This is a genomic window from Nocardia sp. NPDC050406 (assembly GCF_044459025.1).
Lineage (GTDB): Bacteria > Actinomycetota > Actinomycetes > Mycobacteriales > Mycobacteriaceae > Nocardia.
Genome location: NZ_JBITIM010000003.1, coordinates 652,274 through 670,353, shown reverse-complemented (window position 1 = coordinate 670,353; position 18,080 = coordinate 652,274). Strand labels below are relative to the sequence as shown.

Here is an 18,080-nt window from a genome sequence, read left to right as displayed (position 1 = left end):
ATGTGATCTTGGGTGTAGCCGGAGTGATATGCGCTGCCCGGTATACGTGGTCCCCGAGACTTACGCGCTAATGTATGACGCGACTTACCTGTGATGACGCGCATGAGGTCGTGGCCGACGACGAGGTTGCCGCGCACATGCCAGATGGGAGGAGAGCCCCCATGGAGCTGCTCCTGCTGACCTCCGATCCCAATCCGGAGGCGGTGTTGCCGTCGCTGGCGCTGCTGCCACACCATGTGCGACCCGCGCCGACCGAGGTGGCGTCGCTGTTGGAGGCCGGTTCGGCCGATGTCGCACTGGTGGATGCCCGCACCGACCTGGCCGCGGCGCGTGGACTGTGCAGGTTGCTGGGCAGCACCGGTTCGTCGGTGCCGGTCGTGGCGGTATTGACCGAGGGCGGCCTGGTCGCGGTGAACGCCGATTGGGGGCTGGACGACATCCTGCTGCCCGGCACCGGACCCGCCGAACTCGATGCGCGCCTGCGGCTGCTGGTCGCCCGCAATGGCGGGGCCGCCAGTCCGGAGAACACCGGCAAGATCACCCTCGGTGAGTTGGTGATCGACGAGGGCACCTACACCGCGCGCCTGCGGGGCCGCCCGCTCGACCTCACCTACAAGGAATTCGAACTGCTCAAGTACCTCGCACAGCACGCCGGACGGGTCTTCACCCGCGCGCAGCTGCTGCAGGAGGTCTGGGGCTACGACTTCTTCGGCGGCACCCGCACCGTCGACGTGCACGTGCGACGACTACGCGCCAAGCTCGGCAGCGAATACGAATCGCTCATCGGCACCGTGCGCAACGTCGGCTACAAGGCGGTGCGCCCGGCACGCAGCGCAGGCAAGGGCGATGCGGTGAGCTTCCCGGACGCCGAGAGCGCCGATGAGGAATACGCCCCCGTCAACGGCACGTTGCAGTGACCGCCGCGCACCGATAGCGCCGCACCGAGGACGAACAGTCGCACCGCCGCGCACCGCGCGCCGGGTGATTCGGAGGGATACGTGAACCAGGTGGGCGAAGGATTCCGCACCGAGGACGACCGGGCGACCTGGCTCGACCGGGTACCCGAGGACACGGCCCGGCAGGTGCGCGAGGTGCTGGAACGGGCCGCCGCCGTGGACGGTGTCGCACCCGTCTCCGAACAGGCGGTGCTGTCGCTGAGCGCCGAATCTCCGGCGCGGCATCTGATCGCCGCCGCCGACGGTGTGGTGGTCGGATACGCGAATCTCGTTCCCGCGCACGGGGAACATCCGGCCATGGCCGAGGTCGCCGTCGACCCCGAACGGCGCGGGCAGGGCATCGGCGCGGGCTTGGTGCACGCCGCGCTCGCGGCCGGTGGGCCGGGCGCGCGGGTCTGGGCGCACGGTGATCTGCCCGCCGCGAAGGCCGTCGCCCAGCGCCTGAAGCTAACCGTCGCGCGCGAGCTGTGGCAGATGCGTCGATCTCTCGTTAATTCGGAGCTACCGGAACTTTCGGTGCCGGAGGGCATTGCGCTGCGCACCTACGCCGGACCGGCCGACGACGCCGAGATCCTGCGCGTCAACAACGCGGCCTTCGCCTGGCACCCCGAACAGGGCGGCTGGACCGAGCGCGATATCGCCGTGCGCCGCGACGAATCCTGGTTCGACCCCGCGGGCCTGTTCATCGCCACCGACGCGGCCGACCCGGATCGCGTTCTCGGATTCCATTGGACCAAGGTGCATCTCGACGAGAACCCGCCGGTCGGTGAGGTCTACGTGGTCGGTATCGACCCGCAGGCGCAGGGCCGCGGCCTCGGCCGCCTGCTCACCCTGGCCGGGCTGCGCTACCTGCGCGACCGCGGTCTCGGCGAGGTGCTGCTCTACACCGAGGCCGACAACACCGCCGCGGTGCACACCTACACCCGCCTCGGCTTCGCGCCCGCTCATGTGGACGCGGCCTACTCGGAGGCTCGACCCGCGTCATAGCCGACGGTCTCCGGAAGTAGAATCGGTCACGCGACGCGCGCACGAGTCACCCCGTGGCAAACGGCTCAGCGGCAACGCTGCGGCTAATGTCACACCCGTCAGCGGCAATCGCTGAGGGTTGTTCACCTTCCGTTCACCTGCCCAGGTCCAACTGTCTACGTGCCGCCCTTACCTTGCTTCTGGGCGGCAACAGTTCGCCCGGTGCGCGGGTTCGCAGCGAACAGCCACCAATTCGCGCCCGTCCGGCCGTTGAGGGGTCGGTCGTGCAAGACGTCGATTCCCGGAGGAACAGGTGAATCTCAAGCGCACTAGCGCTCTGATCGGTGTGCTGGCCGCGGTGGCCATGCCCCTCGCCGCCTGTGGCAGCGATGACAACACCGGCGGCAACGGCGATGTGGCCAAGGTCGATGTGAACTGCGGCGGCAAGCCGAATCTGAAGGCCAGCGGTTCGTCCGCGCAGAAGAACGCCATGGACCGCTTCGTCACGGCCTACCAGACCAACTGCGACGGTCAGAGCCTCGACTACACCTCGAGCGGCTCCGGCGCGGGCGTCAAGGAGTTCATCGGCGGCCAGACCGATATCGGCGGCACCGACTCCCCGCTGAAGAAGGACGAGCCCACCAAGGCCGCCGAGCGCTGCGGCGCTCCGGCGTGGAACCTGCCGACCGTCTTCGGCCCCATCGCCATCACCTACAACATCCCCGGCGTGACCGATCTGGTCCTCGACGGCGCTACCGCCGCCAAGGTCTTCAACGGCACCATCACCCAGTGGGACGACCCGGCCATCAAGGCGCTGAACTCCAACGCCGCGCTCCCGGCCGAGAAGATCAATGTGGTCTTCCGCTCGGACGAGTCGGGCACCACCGACAACTTCCAGCTGTACCTGGACGCCGCCTCCAACGGCGCGTGGGGCAAGGGCGCTGGCAAGACCTTCAACGGTGGCGTCGGCGAGGGTGCCAAGGGCAACGAGGGCTCCTCGGCCGCGGTCAAGAACACCAAGTTCTCGATCACCTACAACGAGTGGGCGTTCGCCAAGGCGCAGAACCTGTCCGTGGCGCGGATCCTGACCGCCGACAGCTCCAACGACCCCAAGCCGGTCGAGCTGACCACCGAATCCGCCGGTAAGGCCATCGCGAGCGTGAAGATCGTGGGTGAGGGCAACGACCTGATCCTCGACACCTCCTCGTTCTACAAGCCGACCGCCGCGGGCGCGTACCCGATCATCCTGCCGACCTACGAGGTGGTGTGCTCGAAGTACAGCGATGCCGACACGGCCAAGGCGGTCAAGGCATTCATGCTCTCGGCGATCAACAATGGTCAGACGGGCCTGGACGAAGCCGGATACATCCCGATCCCGGACGCGTTCAAGACCAAGCTGACCACCGCGATCAACGCGATCTCCTGAACGACGACCTGATCGCACAACCATGACCGTGCACGATGAAGTGACCACCGCGGGCCAGTCGGATTCGACCGGCCCGCGGGCGGGCGGAGATACTGCGCACATGTCCACCAAGACGACCGGACCGGAATCTCGGTCCCGAGGCCACAATCAGCGGGCGGAGATGATCTTCCGATCGCTGGCGACGGCGGCCGGGGCGACCATTGTCGGCGCTATCGCGCTGATCGCGTTGTTCCTGCTCATCCGCGCCGTGCCCTCGGTCATGGCGAATGACGCGAACTTCTTCACCAGCACCCAGTTCGACGTCCGCGACGCCGATCACCTCCAGTTCGGCATTCGCGACCTGTTCATGGTCACGGTGCTGAGCTCGGTGTTCGCGCTGATCATCGCGGTGCCGATCGGTGTGGGTATCGCGCTGTGCCTGACCCAGTACGCGCCGAAGGCTCTGGCCCGGCCGTTCTCGAGTCTGGTGGATCTGCTGGCGGCGGTGCCCTCCATCGTGTTCGGCCTGTGGGGCTTCCTGGTGCTCGCCCCGCACCTGGAGCCCTTCCAGCAAGCCCTCAACGACAACCTCGGCTGGTTCTTCCTGTTCGCCGACGGCAATGTGACCATCGGCGGTGGCGGCACCATCTTCACCGCGGGCATCGTGCTCGCGGTCATGATCCTGCCGATCATCACCTCGGTGAGCCGTGAGGTCTTCAGCCTGACCCCGCGCGCCCACGTCGAGGCGGCGCAGGCGCTGGGCGCGACCAAATGGGAAGTCGTGCGCATGACCGTGCTGCCCTACGGCCGCTCCGGCATGATCGCGGGTTCCATGCTCGGCCTCGGTCGCGCACTCGGTGAGACCATCGCGGTCCTCATCGTGCTGCGCACCTCCGCGCAGGCGGGCAGCTGGTCGCTGTTCGACGGCGGCTACACCTTCGCCTCCAAGATCGCTTCGGCGGCGGCCGAATTCAGCGAGGCGCTGCCGACCGGCGCGTACATCGCGGCCGGTTTCGTGCTGTTCGCCCTGACCTTCGTCGTGAACGCGCTGGCCCGTCTGGCCGCCGGTGGGAAGGTGAACGCATGACCGCCACGATCGAATTCGACAAGCCGGTCAAGGCGCCGACCTTCCATCGGCTCAGCACCGGGCGCAAAGTGCGCAACAATCTCGCCACCGGACTGGTGTGGCTGTGCTTCGCCATCGCGCTGATTCCGCTGGTGTGGGTGCTGTTCACCGTCGTGAAGAACGGCGCCGAGGCCATCGTCTCGGCGGACTGGTGGCTCAAGTCGCAGAAGGGCGTGCTGCCGGAGTCGAAGAACGGCGGTGCGTACCACGCCATCTACGGCACCATCGTGCAGACGCTCATCGCCGCGGTGCTCGCGGTGCCGCTGGGCATCATGGCCGCCATCTACCTGGTCGAGTACGGCCGCGGCTGGCTGGCCAAGACCACCACCTTCATGGTCGACATTCTCGCGGGCGTGCCCTCCATCGTCGCGGCGCTGTTCATCTTCGCGCTGTGGATCGCCACGCTGGGCTTCCCGCAGAGCGCGCTGGCGGTCTCGCTGGCCCTGGTGCTGTTGATGCTGCCCGTGGTGGTGCGCAGTACCGAGGAGATGCTCAAGCTGGTACCCGACGAATTGCGGGAAGCCTCTTACGCATTGGGCGTGCCGAAGTGGAAAACCATCGCGCGCATCGTGGTTCCGACCGCGCTGCCGGGCATGATCTCCGGCATCCTGCTGTCGCTGGCCCGAGTGATGGGCGAGACCGCGCCGGTGCTGGTGCTGGTCGGCTACAGCAAGTCCATCAACTTCAATATCACCGACGGCAATATGGCCTCGCTGCCGCTGATGATCTACCAGGAGCTGGCCAACCCGGAACCCGCTGGCCGCCTGCGGGTCTGGGGTGCGGCGCTGACCCTGATCCTGATCATCGCGCTGCTCTACATCGCGGCCGGTGCGGTGAACAAGCTGCTCATGCGGAACCGATAGAAGCGAACGGAATCGACTGATGGCCAAGCGGATCGACATCAAAGACCTGAACATCTACTACGGCAAGTTCCACGCCGTGGCCGATGTGCAGCTGACCGTCCTGCCGCGCAGCGTGACCGCGTTCATCGGACCGTCGGGCTGCGGCAAGTCCACCGTGCTGCGCTCGCTCAACCGCATGCACGAGGAGACCCCGGACGCGCGCGTCGAGGGCGCGGTGCTGCTGGACGGCGAGGACATCTACGGCGCGACCGTGGACCCGGTGGGCGTGCGCCGCACCATCGGCATGGTGTTCCAGCGCCCGAACCCGTTCCCCACCATGTCCATTCGCGACAATGTGGTGGCGGGGCTGAAGCTGCAGGGCGTGCGCAACAAGAAGGAGCTCGACGAGGTCGCCGAGCGCTCGCTGCGCGGCGCGAACCTCTGGAACGAGGTCAAGGACCGGCTCGACAAGCCCGGCGGCGGGCTCTCGGGCGGTCAGCAGCAGCGCCTCTGCATCGCCCGCGCCATCGCGGTCTCGCCCGACGTGCTGCTCATGGACGAGCCGTGTTCGGCCCTGGACCCCATCTCCACGCTCGCGATCGAGGATCTCATCGCCGAGCTGAAGAAGGAGTTCACCATCGTCATCGTCACCCACAACATGCAGCAGGCCGCGCGTGTGAGTGACCAGACGGCGTTCTTCAACCTCGAAGCGCAGGGCAAGCCCGGCAAGCTGGTCGAGATCGACGAGACCGAGAAGATCTTCTCGAACCCGTCGCAGAAGGCCACGGAGGACTACATCTCGGGTCGCTTCGGATAGACCCACCCTGGGATCTCGCGCCCCCGGTCCATTGGGCCGGGGGCGCAGTTGTCTCCACACCAAGTGGACGTGATATGCGTCACGTCGCACCGAAGTTCGTTAGTCACGTCATATGCCTGCTCCGCGCATTGTGTGCAACTGTCGGTAACAGTTAGTGTCCTGGGTAACTAAACCGATCGTTATACCTAGGAGGCGGAGGATGGCGGTATCAACGCGGATTCGGCAGTCCGAAGCGCGCACCACCGTGTCGGGACGGGGGAAGGTAGCGGCGCTCATCGCCATCTGCCTCGCCGAACTGCTGGTGGTGCTCGACAACACGCTCGTGAATGTGGCCCTGCCCTCGATGGCGGTGCAGTTGCAGGCCGATATGGCCGGACTCCAGTGGATCGTGGATGCCTTCACCCTCGCCTTCTCCGGCCTGCTGCTGGCCATGGGGCACCTGGGTGACCGCTACGGGCGGCGGCGCTTCCTGCTCTGGGGCCTGGCCGGTGTGGCCGCCATGTCGGCCGCCGGTGCGCTCTCCAGCGGCCTGGGCCAGGTGATCGCGGCACGCGCCGGTATGGGCATCTTCGCGGCCATGGTCTTCCCGGCCACGCTCGCGCTGCTGACCAATATCTTCACCACCGCGCGCGAGCGCGCCGCCGCCATCGCGGTGTGGACGGCCATGGCGGGCATAGCGATCGCCATCGGCCCGACCGTGGGCGGCTGGCTGCTCGAGCACTTCACCTGGCATTCGGTGTTCTGGATCAATGTGCCGGTGGCGGTGATCGCCATCGCCGCGGTCTGGCTGACCACACCGGAATCGCGTGCGGCCCATGTCGACCGGCTCGACCGCATCGGCATCGTGCTCTCGCTGGCGGGTGTGACGCTGCTGGTGTGGTCGATCATCGAAGCGCCCAAACACGGGTGGCTCTCCACCGCCAGCCTGCTCGGATACCTCGGCGCGGCAGTGGCTTTGGCCGCCTTCGTGGCGTGGGAGCTGCGGGTGGCGACGCCGGTGCTGAATATGCGGCTGTTCCGGATTCGCCGATTCGCGGTGCCCGCCATGGCGATTACCGTCTCCTACTTCTGCGCCTTCGGCTTCCTGTTCCTGATCACCCAGTACTTCCAGGGGGTCAAGGAGCTCAGCCCGCTCGAATTCGGCATCCACTCACTGCCTTTCGCGCTGGCGGTGGGTATCGCGGCTCCGGCGGCGACGCTGCTGGCGCAGCGGGTCGGCACCACGGCGGTGATCGTGAGCGGTGTGCTGATTCTCGCGGTGGCCATGTACATCGCGGGGCAGACGACGGTCGAAACCCCTTATCTCGGACCGGTTCTCGTCTCCATGGTGCTGATGGGCATCGGCTTCGCGGTGGTGCAGGGTCCGGCGACCGAATCCATCATGGGCTCGGTGTCGCTGGAGGAGGCGGGCGCGGGCTCGGCGGTCAACGACACCACCCGCGAGGTCGGCGGCGCGCTCGGGGTGGCGCTGCTCGGCTCGATCATGAGCTCCATCTACAGCGACCGGGTGAGTGCCAAGATCGCGGGCGTGCCCGACACCATCATGAACGCCCAGCAGAAGGACCTGGCCAGCAATACGCCCATCAGCGTGCTGGAGATCATGAAGGCCCCCATCAACCCGCTGTTCGAGAAGGCCCGCGACAACCTCGTCTACGACATGAAGGTGGCGGCGCTGGCGGGCTCGCACACCGCCTCGATGGTCGCCGTCGGCACCCTCGTCGTGGCCGCCGTCGTGGTGGCGATCGCGCTGCCGTGGCGGCGCGAAGAGGGGCAGTCGCTGCTGCTCGGCTGGCGCAAGGGCGACGACGAGAAGGCTACGGAGGAGAAGGTCACGGCCGAAAGCGCCACGGACTGAAGCTGTTCCAGGCCCAAACGACTCCGGCACCCGTGCGAGCGGGTGCCGGATTGCCTTGTCATCGTGTCAGCGGGAATCCCTCAGAGCGATTCCTTCTCCGCATCCGGATCCGGCGGCAGCACACCGGTCACCAGGAACACCACGCGGCGGCCGATCTCCACGGCGTGGTCGGCGAAGCGCTCGTAGTAGCGGCCCAGCAGCGCCACGTCGACCGCGGCCGGGACGCCGTGCTCCCACTCCCGGTCCATGATGAGCGTGAACAGATGCTTGCGCAGATCGTCCATCGCCTCGTCGTCTTCGTTGAGCTTGGCGGCGCGCTCGGGATCACGGGTCTCGAGCACCTCCTTGGCCGCCGCGCCCATCTTGACCGCGATGCGGCCCATCTCGGCGAAGTAGGTGTTGACCGCCTCCGGCACCGCGTGGTTCGGGAAGCGGCGGCGGGTCATCTTGGCGACGTGCAGGGCCAGCGCGCCCATCCGGTTCACGTCGGCGACGATCTGGATGGCGCTCACCACCTGACGCAGATCACCCGCGACGGGGGCCTGCAGGGCGAGCAGCGCGAAGGCCTTCTCCTCGGCCAGCGTGATCATCTCGGCGATCCGGTCGTACTCGGTGATCACCTGCTCGGCCAACTCGAGGTCGGCGTCGAGCAGCGACTTGGTCGCGCGCTCCATCGCATCGCCCGCCAGACCGGCCATGCCGCCCAGCAGGTCGGCCAGCTCGGCCATTTGTTCGTTGTAGATGACACGCATGAGTCAAGACACTAGTAGTCCCCGCTGACCAAGTCACCAACGGTCGGTGAACCGTTGGTGCCGGGTGATCACGTATCCGTCGCCGCAGGTGGCGTGGGCCACTACTTGCAGGTGTCGTCCGCCGCGTTCAGATGCTCCAGGTCGGAGGGGAGTGTGACCGGGGCCGCGGAGCCGCCGGTGCTGATCGGCGCGTCCGGCAGTACCTCGCCGAATTCGGTCGGGGCCTTCACCGTCCCGGAGAAGTTGCTGCCCAGCACCACTTCGACAATGCTGCCGAGCCCGCTGGTCTCCTCCAGCGACGCGCCCGGAATGGACGAGGCGACCGTGGCCGCCGCGGCCTCGTGCCCGCTGGAGTAGCGGACCTTGGTACTGGTCGAGGTGCCCTCGGAGTAGTTGCCGGTGCTGTAGATCTGGAAGCCCTGATTGGAGAACTTGGTCGCGGCGGTGGCGGCGACGCCGGGCGTGCCGGAGCCGTTGGACACCTGCAGCGACACCATGCTCGGGTCGACGGCGGTCAGCTTGGGCTTGGTCGGCGGCGCTTCGGTGGTGCTCGTCGGATCGTCGGTGGTGGGCTTCTTCTCGCCCGGCAGCGGCTGATCGTCGATCACGGCCTGGAAGATGGCCTTGATATCCGAGTCGCGCGGAATCTCGTTGCCGTAGGAGGTGGTGCCCGCGGTGGGAATGGTCAGGAAGGTGATGGCCCCGGCGTCCACCTTCTGCAGCGAACGGCCCAGTGTCAGCAGGTCTTTGGTGCTCACATTGTCCATGAACGAGTGCTGGGCGAAGGCATTGATGAAGCCGTTGAGCTTGCCCAGATCGAACAGCACCTTGCTCGACAGCGCGCCGCGCAGCAGCGACGACAGGAACCGCTGTTGGCGGTTGATCCGGTCGTAGTCGCTGCGCTCCTCGCCGACGACGTGCCGGGCGCGCACATAGTCCAGCGCCGTGGAGCCGTTGACGATCTGCTTGCCCGTGGAGGTGAGCACGGTGCCGAGCACCTCGTCCACCAGTGGCTTGGTGTTGCACACCTCGACGCCGCCGATGGTGTCGACCATGGTCTCGAAGCCCGCGAAGTCGATGCCGACGAAGTGGTTGACCTTGAGACCGGTCATCTTCTGCACGACCTTGGTCAGGCACTTGGGGCCGCCGAGCGCGTACACCGCATTGAGCTTGTCGCCGATGGCCGCGGGGAACGACTCTCCGCTGTAGGCGGCCTTCTCGTTGTCCCAGCCCTCGCAGACCGGGCGCGACACATCGAGGTCACGCGGGAAGGACACGGCCACAACACGATCCCGCTTCTCCGGGATATTGACCAGCATGACGGTGTCGGCGCGCGCGCCCTCGGCGTCGTCGATGGTGCCCGCGCCCAGATCGGAGTTCACGCCCGCGCGGGTGTCGGTGCCGACGATCAGGAAGGTCTCGTCACCGTACTGGGCGTTGGCGTCGACGATATCGCCGGAGTTCTCGTCCAGCGCCGACACCTGGGTGAACCCATTGTCCTTGGCCTTCAGGTAACTCCAGCCGCCGCCGGTGACCAGCAGCGCGATCACCGCGACGACGGCCGCGGTGGAGCGCCCGGCCAGCCGCATGCGCTTGTTGCGCCGCTGCCGGTTGGCCGCCAGCCGCGACAGTGGCTTGCGGCCAACGGATTTGGGCAGGGCGGTGGTCGGGTAGTCCGCGGGCGAGGCGACCGCGGCGACCGCGCGCGGCTCCTCGTCGGGGTGCGAATCCGCGACCGGCGGGGTGATGGTCGGCAGTTCCTCGGTGACCGGATCGCCCACCGGATCGGAGCCGCCGCGTCGCATGGCGGCCGAGATATGCGGTAGGCCCGCGCGTTTCGCGCCGTTCGTGCCGGAGGGAGCCGTCGGTACGGTCGGCCGCGCGCCGGTGGCCTCCGGGGGCACCGCGCGCCGCGCGCCGGTGGCGTCGCCGGGCACGGTGCGGCGAGAACCGGTGCTGTCGTTGGGAACCGCCCGGCGCGAGCCGGTCGCGTCGGCGGGCACGGTGCGGCGCGAACCCGCGTCGGCGGGTGGGGTGCGGTGCGAACCGGTGGCCTCCACGCCGTGGGAGCCGTTGGGGCCCGCGGCTTCCGGTGGATTGCGCCGAATTCGACCGGAGCCCATGGCATCCGGGGTCGGCGGTACCGGCGGCCGCGCCCCGGTGCCGCCGGGATCGCGGGGAATCCGGCCCGAGGCGCTGGGCTCCTCGGGTTCGTAGGCGGGTTCTGGTTCCGCGCGGCGGCGTCGCCGCGTCTTGCGCTCGCTGTCGACGCGCTCGACGAGGTCCTGCACCGAGATGGGCGCGGAACCACCGGCGGCCTCGTCGGTGTGCCGGGACCGCCGTCCGCGCGGCTGTGCCGCCTCGTCCGCGGGGTAGCGCTCCCACGGGGCGCGACCTCCGGGCCGTGGCGTTCGCCCGTACCGATCGTCACCCACCAACGAACCTCACTTTGCTCTGCGATACCGAGGCCATGATAACGATTTCGCCACAACGAACCACTCGAACGGAGAACCGGCCGGTCTCAGCTGCGTTTATGCCGGATCTCAGCCGCCACTGTGCATGACATCGGCGGCGGTCGGCACCGCGCAGTCGTCCGGATTGTCGAGCCAGCCGTGCGGTAGCGCGACCTTGCCGGGCGAGCCCTGTCTGCCGCGCGGACCCTCGGCGTCCTTGGGGAAGGGCGCGGTCGGATCGAGCTGACCGATCAGATCCTCGAGTTCGTTCAGGCTGCCGACGGTCGCGAATTTGCGACGCAGATCGGAGCCGACCGGGAAGCCCATGAGGTACCAGGCCATGTGCTTGCGCAGATCCCGCATGCCCTTGTCCTCGCCGTCGTGATCGGCGAGCAGCGACGCGTGCCGGTACAGGATTTCGCCGACCTTGCCGAGATTCGGTCCGGCGGGTACCGGCTGGCCGCGCAGCGCGGCCTCGAGTTCGGCGAACAGCCAGGGGCGGCCCAGGCAGCCGCGCCCGACCACGACGCCGTCGCAACCGGTCTGGGCCATCATGGTCACCGCGTCGTCCGCGCTGAAGATGTCGCCGTTGCCGAGCACCGGAATCGTGGTGACGGCTTCCTTGAGCCGCGCGATGGCGCTCCAGTCGGCCTCGCCCGAATACCGCTGCGCGGCGGTGCGCGCGTGCAGCGCGACGGCCGCCGCGCCCTCCGCCTCCGCGATGCGCCCGGTATCCAGGTACGTGATGTGGTCGTCGTCGATGCCGATGCGGAATTTCACCGTGATCGGCACCCCGGCGGGCGCGGCCGCGCCGACCATCTCGCGCACGATCGCCCGGAACAGTTCGCGCTTGTACGGCAGGGCCGCACCGCCGCCGAGCCGGGTCACCTTGGGAACCGGGCAGCCGAGGTTGAGGTCGATGTGGTCGGCCCAGCCCTCGCCGACGATGATGCGCACGGCCTCGCCGAGGGTCTTCGGGTCGACGCCGTAGAGCTGCATGGAGCGCGGGCTCTCGTCGGGCCCGAACGACATCATGTGCAGCGTCTTCTCATTGCGTTCCACCACCGCGCGGGCGGTGATCATCTCGCATACGTAGATCGAGGTGGCGCTGCCGAACTCCCGGCACAGGGTGCGGAAGGCGACGTTGGTGATACCGGCCATCGGGGCCAGCACGACCGGCGGATCGACCGGGTAGGGGCCGATCCGCAAGGTGCTCGCCGCGGTTTCCAGGGACGTCGTCACCATGTCAGTGTCTCATCAGGTGTGGGGTGGGCTCGGCCACACACCCGCGGGGGCGGGTGGCCGTGATCGTTTTGCGGCTGTCGCGAATCGACAGTCGGCCCGGCCGCGTGGTGCGCGGCCGGGCCGATCGTCGAGGTTGTGGGGTCAGCTGATCCCGGCGGCGGCGAGCTGCTTGTCGCGCTTGGCGGCCTCGCGGGCGAGCATGCGGTCGCGCTGCTCCTCGAACTTCTCGACGTCCTTGGCGAGCTTCTCCAGGAACAGGCCCAGGCGTTCGCGGGTCTGCTCGCCGCGGGCGGTGAAGTCGGTGCGCTCGAAGATCTTCCACTTCTTGAGCACCGGGTTGACCACCTCTTCGAGGTGCTGGCGCAGGTCGTAGATGCCGTGCTTGGCCATCAGCACGCCATTGCGGCGGAAGTTCGGCATACCCGCGCCCGGCATCTGGAAGTTCTCCAGGATCAGGGTGATGGCGTCGAGCGCCTGGTCGGGCGAGAGGTCCAGGGCCGCGCCGCACATGTTCCGGTAGAAGATCATGTGCAGGTTCTCGTCGGCGGCGATGCGCTGGAGCATGCGATCGGCGATCGGGTCCTCGCACACCTTGCCGGTGTTGCGGTGGCTCACGCGGGTGGCCAGCTCCTGGAAGGTCACGTACGCGACCGAGTGCAGGAAGCCCGCGTCCTCCTCGGTGGGGGAGGCGAAGCCGTTGGTCATGTGGATCATGCGCGCCTCTTCGAGCGCGACGGGGTCGACGCCGCGGGTGACCACCAGGTAGTCACGCATCACGATGCCGTGCCGGTTCTCCTCAGCGGTCCAGCGCCCGACCCAGGTGCCCCAGGCGCCGTCCTGAGAGAAGTTCTCGGCGATTTCGCGGTGGTAGGAGGGGAGGTTGTCCTCGGTGAGGAGGTTGGTGATCATCGCGGCCTTGGCGACCTCGTTCAACCTCGACTGCGACGGATCCCAGTCCTCGCCACCCATGGCGGCGAAGTTGCGGCCCTCGTCCCACGGCACGTAGTCGTGCGGATGCCATTCCTTCGCCAGTGAGAGGTGACGGTTGACGTTCTCCTCGGCAACCGGCTCCAACTCCGACAGCAACTCGAGTTGAGTCAGATCCCTTGCCATGTATGCGCCCTTCGTGTCGTGCGAACTTGCTCGCTGGTTCCCTCGCAGGCCATGCCGCCGCGCCCATACCTTACGGCACCGTAGGTGTGATGCGAAACGCACGAACACCCCATTGCGGACACCGTGATGGATGTCATAAGGCGCACGACCCACGACCTGTTCTCCATCGTCGTGGGCCGTAATTCGTTAGCTACAGCCGACTTTCACTTCTTGCCGCCGAGTAGCCCGCCCAGCACATTGCCGAGGACATTGCCTGCGTTCTTACCGAGGGCATCGCCCAGGACACCGCCCAGGCCGCCGCTCGCGTTACCGGAACCTCCGGTGGCTCCACCCAGCAGGCTACCCAGAATGTCGCCGAGTCCACCTGCGCCCGATTGCGCCGCCGTGCCGGTGCCGGTGCCGCCCATGACCTTCTTGCCGAGGTAGGCCAGCACGATCGGGGCCAGCATGGGCATCAACTTGCCCATCAAATCGTTTCCGGCGCCGCCGACATCGCCGAGCGCGTTGATGACGGTGTTCTTCTCGGTGCCGAAGGTCTGGTCGACGATCTGGTGCCCGCCCGCGACATCGACCTGCTCGATATCGACCCCGCCGTCGAGCAGATCGTCGGGCTGTTTGGCGATCTCGCCCTCGATCGCCGCGGCGGCTTCGGGGTTGCTGGCCTTTGCCTGCAAGCCGCCCAACAGAACTGGGATGGCGGCCTTGATGGCGGTGTTCGCGGTCGCTTCGTCCACGCCGAGTTTGGTGGCGATCTGCGAGACGGGAACTTGGGAGAGCAGGTCATCGAAGGAAGTCATGAGGTCCGCCTCATTTTCGAGAATCCCGGGATATGCCCTATCAAGGTCACAGTAGGCGAAAACAGGGGAGGTTGCCACGAATTCGCGGGTGTGGCGGCGGACCGGGAGGTATGTTCCGATCCGCCGCCCACGCGGGTGCCCCCACCAGGGCTCGAACCTGGGACCTGCGGATTAAAAGTCCGTAGCTCTACCAACTGAGCTATAGGGGCGCGGGAGGCCAGTTTAATGTGCCCGGCCAGGAAGTGTTAACCGAGTATCCGGTCGGTGGTTAGACGCGGATGTTTGTGCAGGTCATGGTCGTTGAGGGGGTGATGGGGTCGGTCGTGTCGGGGCGGTGGGGTCGGTCCGTCGGGGATGAGCGCGGAGCGCGCTCGCGGATGTGCGCGACCGCGCGGGCGACGCCGGAGCGAACGCGGCGGCGAGCGGGCTCGGCCAAATCGATCGTCGGGATGGGGTCGCGAGGTTGGGTTCGCCGGTCTGGGGGCGGGCGGTTCGATCCCCTGCGCGGGTAACCCGACTGGATCGCGACGCGCCGCAACGCACCTTCTCGATGCGCGGTCGGGCGCGCCCGCCGTGGGGGTTCGGCCGTCGATTTCCAGGGCGGTGGGCCGGATCGGCGCGTGGTGCGCGGGGGTTGGGCTGCGGCGGAATCGATCTCGCGCAATCGTGTTGACACCCAGTTCGTTTCGATCCGGGCGCGTACGAATATCATCCAATCGTGATGTCTGACAATGTTTTTGGTGGGGGGTGTGGGAACCGGGCGGGGGCGACGCCGGGCGGGCGGCGGCGCGCCGGTGGCGATGCGGCTCGCACGGGGGCGGTCGCGGCGTCGCTCGCGGATGCGTCGAACGTCCGTGGGATAAGGGCGAATTCGTCGTTTCAGACCAATCGCCCAACCGGTTGCTGCGGAATTGCGGAATGAGATAGGGGGCGTTCTGGCTAACTGACTTTCCGGTACACACCACGCGGAGTGCGCTTTCCGGGTACGGTGACCGACTGGTGAATTCCCGAAGAACCGGGATTGCCCCGGCGGCACGGGATTCGGCTTATCGTTGATGTGCCCGAACGTGTCGCGACCGGTCTGGCCGATCGCGGCTCCAGAAGAGAGGCAGCGGGAGGCGGATCCAGACGACGTGAACGCCCGGGTGCGCACCCCCTGCGGCGCACCCGGGCGGAAAAACTATACCAGTTGGTGTGTTTCAAGTTTTTCGCGCTTTTTCGTACCAAAAGTTTGGTAATTCGGGCTGAAGCCCGTTCTGAAGTATTTGAAAGACACGTAACTTTGCGCCGGGCGGGCGTTCTCATCGTGGAGAATGGCTCAAACGGCGGTTAGCTAGCTTCGGAGGCGTTTCGAGCATGGCACGGCAGCAAGAGCGGGCCCGCCGGACACGCGCGGCGATCATCAGGTCCGCCGCCGTTGAGTTCGGGAAGAGCGGCTATGCCGCTGCATCGCTCAACCGCATATTGGAAGGTTCCCGCGCTACCAAGGGCGCAATGTACTTCCACTTCGACTCCAAGGAGGATCTGGCCCGCGCGGTCTTGGAAGCGGCCGTCGACCGCTACCGCGCATCGACCGAAAGATGGCTCACCCGAAGCGATCTCGGCCCGCTCGACATTCTGCACGGGATGGTCGACGAGATCGCGCTCCGACTGGAGAACGACATCATCATCCAGGCGGAGTTCCGGCTCATCATCGAGCCGGAGTTCTATCGGGATATCCAGGCTGGAGGCGGGCGCATACTGGGCCGCGCGATCCGGCTGCTCGCGGTGCGGGCCATCGAGCACAAGCAGTTGCGGCCGGACTCCGATCCGGATCGCTTCACCCGGACGCTGGCGGCCGCCCTGGCCGGACAGCGGTACATCACCGATGTGCTCGGCGGTCCCACCGATCTGCGTTCCCGATTCGGGGAGGCGCTCGAAGTGGTGATCGACGCCATGGCCACCCCCGAGTGGTCCGAGGAGTTCCGTCGCGTCGGCTGGCGGGTCGCGGCCCGGTTGGAGGATCTCAATTTGGGACTCTGACCAGCAGATTTGGGAATAACCCGGAGGCTGTCATAAGCTATCTCCGCTCCCAACGGAAGCCGTTGAGCAAACGGTCCGGAGAGATCCGGCGGGCCCCCTTCGTCTAGCGGCCTAGGACGCCGCCCTTTCAAGGCGGTAGCGCGGGTTCGAATCCCGTAGGGGGTACCAGCGATGGCAACATCACTGGGAGGAGCAGAGCAAGGCCCTGTGGCGCAGTTGGTTAGCGCGCCGCCCTGTCACGGCGGAGGTCGCGGGTTCGAGTCCCGTCAGGGTCGCAAGACAAAGCTCGGCATTCGATACGGGTGCCTTCGGCCAGGTAGCTCAGTTGGTACGAGCGTCCGCCTGAAAAGCGGAAGGTCGCCGGTTCGATCCCGGCCTTGGCCACGTTGTGGAAGAGCGGTGCACACTCGGTGTGCACCGCTTTTTTGTCTTTGACGGTCTGTGTTCCACCGACCAGTTCTCGATCTTGGTGGGATGCTGGAGGCATGGCTGAGTCGGATGATCAGTGGTACTACTGCCTGAAGCACCATCGGGCCGAGCAGGGTAAGCAGCATTGGGTGGGGGAGCGGATGGGGCCCTATCCGGACAAGGCAACGGCCGAAAGGGCTTTGGAGATCGCGAAGGCCCGCAACGAGGCCGCGGATCGCCGCGACGACTGAGCGGGCGCGACCCGGTGTAGCGCTTGGTGCGGTGCGCTCACGTCGTCCTCAGGTGAATCGACTAGGGTTTCCGGAGCAGAACTGAGGGTGCCCGCCCGTGCGAAAGGCGCGCGTACGGGCCGGAATCGAGCGGGAGGGCGAGCCTTGAAGGTGACCGTGGTGGTGCCGACCTACAACGAGCGGGAGAACCTCCCGGTGGCGGTGGAGCGGCTGACCGCGCTACAGGTGCCCGATCTGCATGTTCTGGTGGTGGACGACAATTCGCCCGACGGCACCGGCGAGGTGGCCGACAAGCTGGCCGTGGACCTTCCCAACATGGTGGGCGTACTGCACCGTACCGAGAAGGACGGGCTGGGGCGCGCCTACATCGCGGGCATCACCAAGGCGCTCGACGAGGGCGCGGACGTGGTGATCCAGATGGACGCCGATCTGTCGCATCCGGCCGAGGTGATTCCGGCCATGCTGGAGAAGTTGGCGACCACCGACGCGGGTGTGGTGCTCGGATCCCGTTATGTGCCCGGCGGTTCCACCGCCGAGGAGTGGAAGTGGTACCGCAAGGCGCTCTCGGCCTGGGCCAACTTCTACGTGAACATGATTCTGCGGCTCGGGGTCAAGGACGCGACCGCGGGATTCAAGGCGTGGAAGGCGGATACGCTGCGCGCCATCGACGTGGCCTCGATCAAGTCGAACGGCTACTCGTTCCAGGTGGAGATGAACTACCGCACGGTCAAGAAGGGCTTCACCATCGCCGAGGTGCCGATCCGCTTCGAGGAGCGCACCAAGGGCGCGTCCAAGATGAGCCTCAAGGTGCAGCTGGAGTCCGCCGCCATGCCGTGGAAACTCCTCTTCGGCCGCCAGGTGTAACCCAACTCTCGGGAACTCTCAGGGGCTTCGCCCCCGAACCCCCTGGTGCCGAAGCGGCGTGGGCTCCCGGTCCTACCGCCCTGCCGGAACCTCTTGATGCCGAGGTGTTGGGGGCTCCGCCTACCGCCCTGCGGGAACTGCCTGCGGCTGAAGTGGTGTGGGCTCCCCGGGTCTTCGCCCCGCCGGAACTATCGGCTGCCGAAGCGGT

15 protein-coding genes and 4 tRNA genes are annotated in these 18,080 nt (G+C 67.1%); 13 read left to right on the top strand and 6 right to left on the bottom strand.

Going from position 1 to position 18,080, the window contains the following annotated elements; all coding sequences use genetic code 11:
• Positions 1-161: 161 nt before the first annotated feature.
• The 7 genes from ACIBH2_RS26445 (at position 162) to ACIBH2_RS26415 (ending at position 7,967) form a co-directional block, all read left to right on the top strand.
• On the top strand, positions 162-917 hold the full coding sequence (locus tag ACIBH2_RS26445; protein WP_397122121.1) for a winged-helix domain-containing protein: 756 nt from the start codon (positions 162-164) through the stop codon (positions 915-917).
• A gap of 81 nt (positions 918-998) precedes the next feature.
• Complete coding sequence (mshD, locus tag ACIBH2_RS26440; RefSeq protein ID WP_397122119.1) at positions 999-1,943, top strand: mycothiol synthase; 945 nt, start codon at positions 999-1,001, stop codon at positions 1,941-1,943.
• Positions 1,944-2,235: 292 nt separating this feature from the next.
• Positions 2,236-3,348, top strand: a complete 1,113-nt coding sequence (pstS, locus tag ACIBH2_RS26435) for a phosphate ABC transporter substrate-binding protein PstS (RefSeq protein ID WP_397122117.1) — start codon at positions 2,236-2,238, stop codon at positions 3,346-3,348.
• A gap of 160 nt (positions 3,349-3,508) precedes the next feature.
• Complete coding sequence (pstC, locus tag ACIBH2_RS26430; RefSeq protein ID WP_397123028.1) at positions 3,509-4,414, top strand: phosphate ABC transporter permease subunit PstC; 906 nt, start codon at positions 3,509-3,511, stop codon at positions 4,412-4,414.
• On the top strand, positions 4,411-5,316 hold the full coding sequence (gene pstA / locus ACIBH2_RS26425) for a phosphate ABC transporter permease PstA (RefSeq protein ID WP_397122115.1): 906 nt from the start codon (positions 4,411-4,413) through the stop codon (positions 5,314-5,316). Before pstC ends, pstA begins: the two co-directional genes overlap by 4 nt.
• A 19-nt stretch (positions 5,317-5,335) precedes the next feature.
• Complete coding sequence (pstB, locus tag ACIBH2_RS26420; protein WP_397122113.1) at positions 5,336-6,112, top strand: phosphate ABC transporter ATP-binding protein PstB; 777 nt, start codon at positions 5,336-5,338, stop codon at positions 6,110-6,112.
• 199 nt (positions 6,113-6,311) lie between these two features.
• Complete coding sequence (locus ACIBH2_RS26415) at positions 6,312-7,967, top strand: MFS transporter (protein ID WP_397122111.1); 1,656 nt, start codon at positions 6,312-6,314, stop codon at positions 7,965-7,967.
• 80 nt (positions 7,968-8,047) lie between these two features.
• Here ACIBH2_RS26415 and phoU read toward each other — a convergent pair whose 3' ends face one another.
• From phoU to ACIBH2_RS26385, 6 genes are all read right to left on the bottom strand, one after another.
• Entirely contained in the window at positions 8,048-8,719 is a 672-nt protein-coding gene (gene phoU / locus ACIBH2_RS26410) for a phosphate signaling complex protein PhoU (protein WP_397122109.1), read from the bottom strand.
• A 101-nt stretch (positions 8,720-8,820) separates the two neighbouring features.
• Positions 8,821-11,154 (bottom strand): LCP family protein, encoded by a 2,334-nt coding sequence (locus ACIBH2_RS26405; protein WP_397122107.1) that lies wholly within the window; start codon positions 11,152-11,154, stop codon positions 8,821-8,823.
• A 108-nt stretch (positions 11,155-11,262) separates the two neighbouring features.
• Complete coding sequence (gene dusB, locus ACIBH2_RS26400; protein WP_397122105.1) at positions 11,263-12,417, bottom strand: tRNA dihydrouridine synthase DusB; 1,155 nt, start codon at positions 12,415-12,417, stop codon at positions 11,263-11,265.
• Between the two features lie 141 nt (positions 12,418-12,558).
• Positions 12,559-13,530, bottom strand: a complete 972-nt coding sequence (locus tag ACIBH2_RS26395) for an acyl-ACP desaturase (protein WP_397122103.1) — start codon at positions 13,528-13,530, stop codon at positions 12,559-12,561.
• Positions 13,531-13,733: 203 nt separating this feature from the next.
• Positions 13,734-14,327 carry a DUF937 domain-containing protein gene (locus tag ACIBH2_RS26390; RefSeq protein ID WP_397122101.1) on the bottom strand — a complete coding sequence of 198 codons (594 nt, stop codon included), beginning with the start codon at positions 14,325-14,327 and terminating at the stop codon, positions 13,734-13,736.
• 136 nt (positions 14,328-14,463) lie between these two features.
• Positions 14,464-14,536 (bottom strand) — tRNA-Lys (locus tag ACIBH2_RS26385).
• 1,147 nt (positions 14,537-15,683) lie between these two features.
• Between ACIBH2_RS26385 and ACIBH2_RS26380 the strand changes: the two genes are divergently transcribed.
• From ACIBH2_RS26380 to ACIBH2_RS26355, 6 genes are all read left to right on the top strand, one after another.
• On the top strand, positions 15,684-16,349 hold the full coding sequence (locus ACIBH2_RS26380; RefSeq protein WP_397122099.1) for a TetR family transcriptional regulator: 666 nt from the start codon (positions 15,684-15,686) through the stop codon (positions 16,347-16,349).
• A 92-nt stretch (positions 16,350-16,441) separates the two neighbouring features.
• Positions 16,442-16,517, top strand: a tRNA-Glu gene (locus tag ACIBH2_RS26375).
• Between the two features lie 33 nt (positions 16,518-16,550).
• A tRNA-Asp gene (locus ACIBH2_RS26370) sits at positions 16,551-16,624 on the top strand.
• Positions 16,625-16,659: 35 nt separating this feature from the next.
• Positions 16,660-16,733: transfer RNA gene (locus ACIBH2_RS26365), tRNA-Phe, on the top strand.
• A gap of 101 nt (positions 16,734-16,834) precedes the next feature.
• Positions 16,835-17,008, top strand: a complete 174-nt coding sequence (locus ACIBH2_RS26360) for a hypothetical protein (RefSeq protein ID WP_397122097.1) — start codon at positions 16,835-16,837, stop codon at positions 17,006-17,008.
• A gap of 162 nt (positions 17,009-17,170) precedes the next feature.
• Complete coding sequence (locus ACIBH2_RS26355) at positions 17,171-17,872, top strand: polyprenol monophosphomannose synthase (RefSeq protein ID WP_397123026.1); 702 nt, start codon at positions 17,171-17,173, stop codon at positions 17,870-17,872.
• Positions 17,873-18,080 lie beyond the last annotated feature (208 nt).

What these genes read in the sequence shown, in the direction of transcription:
- ACIBH2_RS26390 (WP_397122101.1), bottom strand. Translation starts at nt 14,327, where the DNA reads ATGACTTCCTTCGATGACCTGCTCTCCCAAGTTCCCGTCTCGCAGATC.
- ACIBH2_RS26360 (WP_397122097.1), top strand. Translation starts at nt 16,835, where the DNA reads ATGGCTGAGTCGGATGATCAGTGGTACTACTGCCTGAAGCACCATCGG.
- phoU (WP_397122109.1), bottom strand. Translation starts at nt 8,719, where the DNA reads ATGCGTGTCATCTACAACGAACAAATGGCCGAGCTGGCCGACCTGCTG.
- pstB (WP_397122113.1), top strand. Translation starts at nt 5,336, where the DNA reads ATGGCCAAGCGGATCGACATCAAAGACCTGAACATCTACTACGGCAAG.
- pstC (WP_397123028.1), top strand. Translation starts at nt 3,509, where the DNA reads ATGATCTTCCGATCGCTGGCGACGGCGGCCGGGGCGACCATTGTCGGC.
- ACIBH2_RS26380 (WP_397122099.1), top strand. Translation starts at nt 15,684, where the DNA reads ATGGCACGGCAGCAAGAGCGGGCCCGCCGGACACGCGCGGCGATCATC.
- ACIBH2_RS26415 (WP_397122111.1), top strand. Translation starts at nt 6,312, where the DNA reads ATGGCGGTATCAACGCGGATTCGGCAGTCCGAAGCGCGCACCACCGTG.
- dusB (WP_397122105.1), bottom strand. Translation starts at nt 12,417, where the DNA reads ATGGTGACGACGTCCCTGGAAACCGCGGCGAGCACCTTGCGGATCGGC.
- ACIBH2_RS26395 (WP_397122103.1), bottom strand. Translation starts at nt 13,530, where the DNA reads ATGGCAAGGGATCTGACTCAACTCGAGTTGCTGTCGGAGTTGGAGCCG.
- ACIBH2_RS26445 (WP_397122121.1), top strand. Translation starts at nt 162, where the DNA reads ATGGAGCTGCTCCTGCTGACCTCCGATCCCAATCCGGAGGCGGTGTTG.
- pstA (WP_397122115.1), top strand. Translation starts at nt 4,411, where the DNA reads ATGACCGCCACGATCGAATTCGACAAGCCGGTCAAGGCGCCGACCTTC.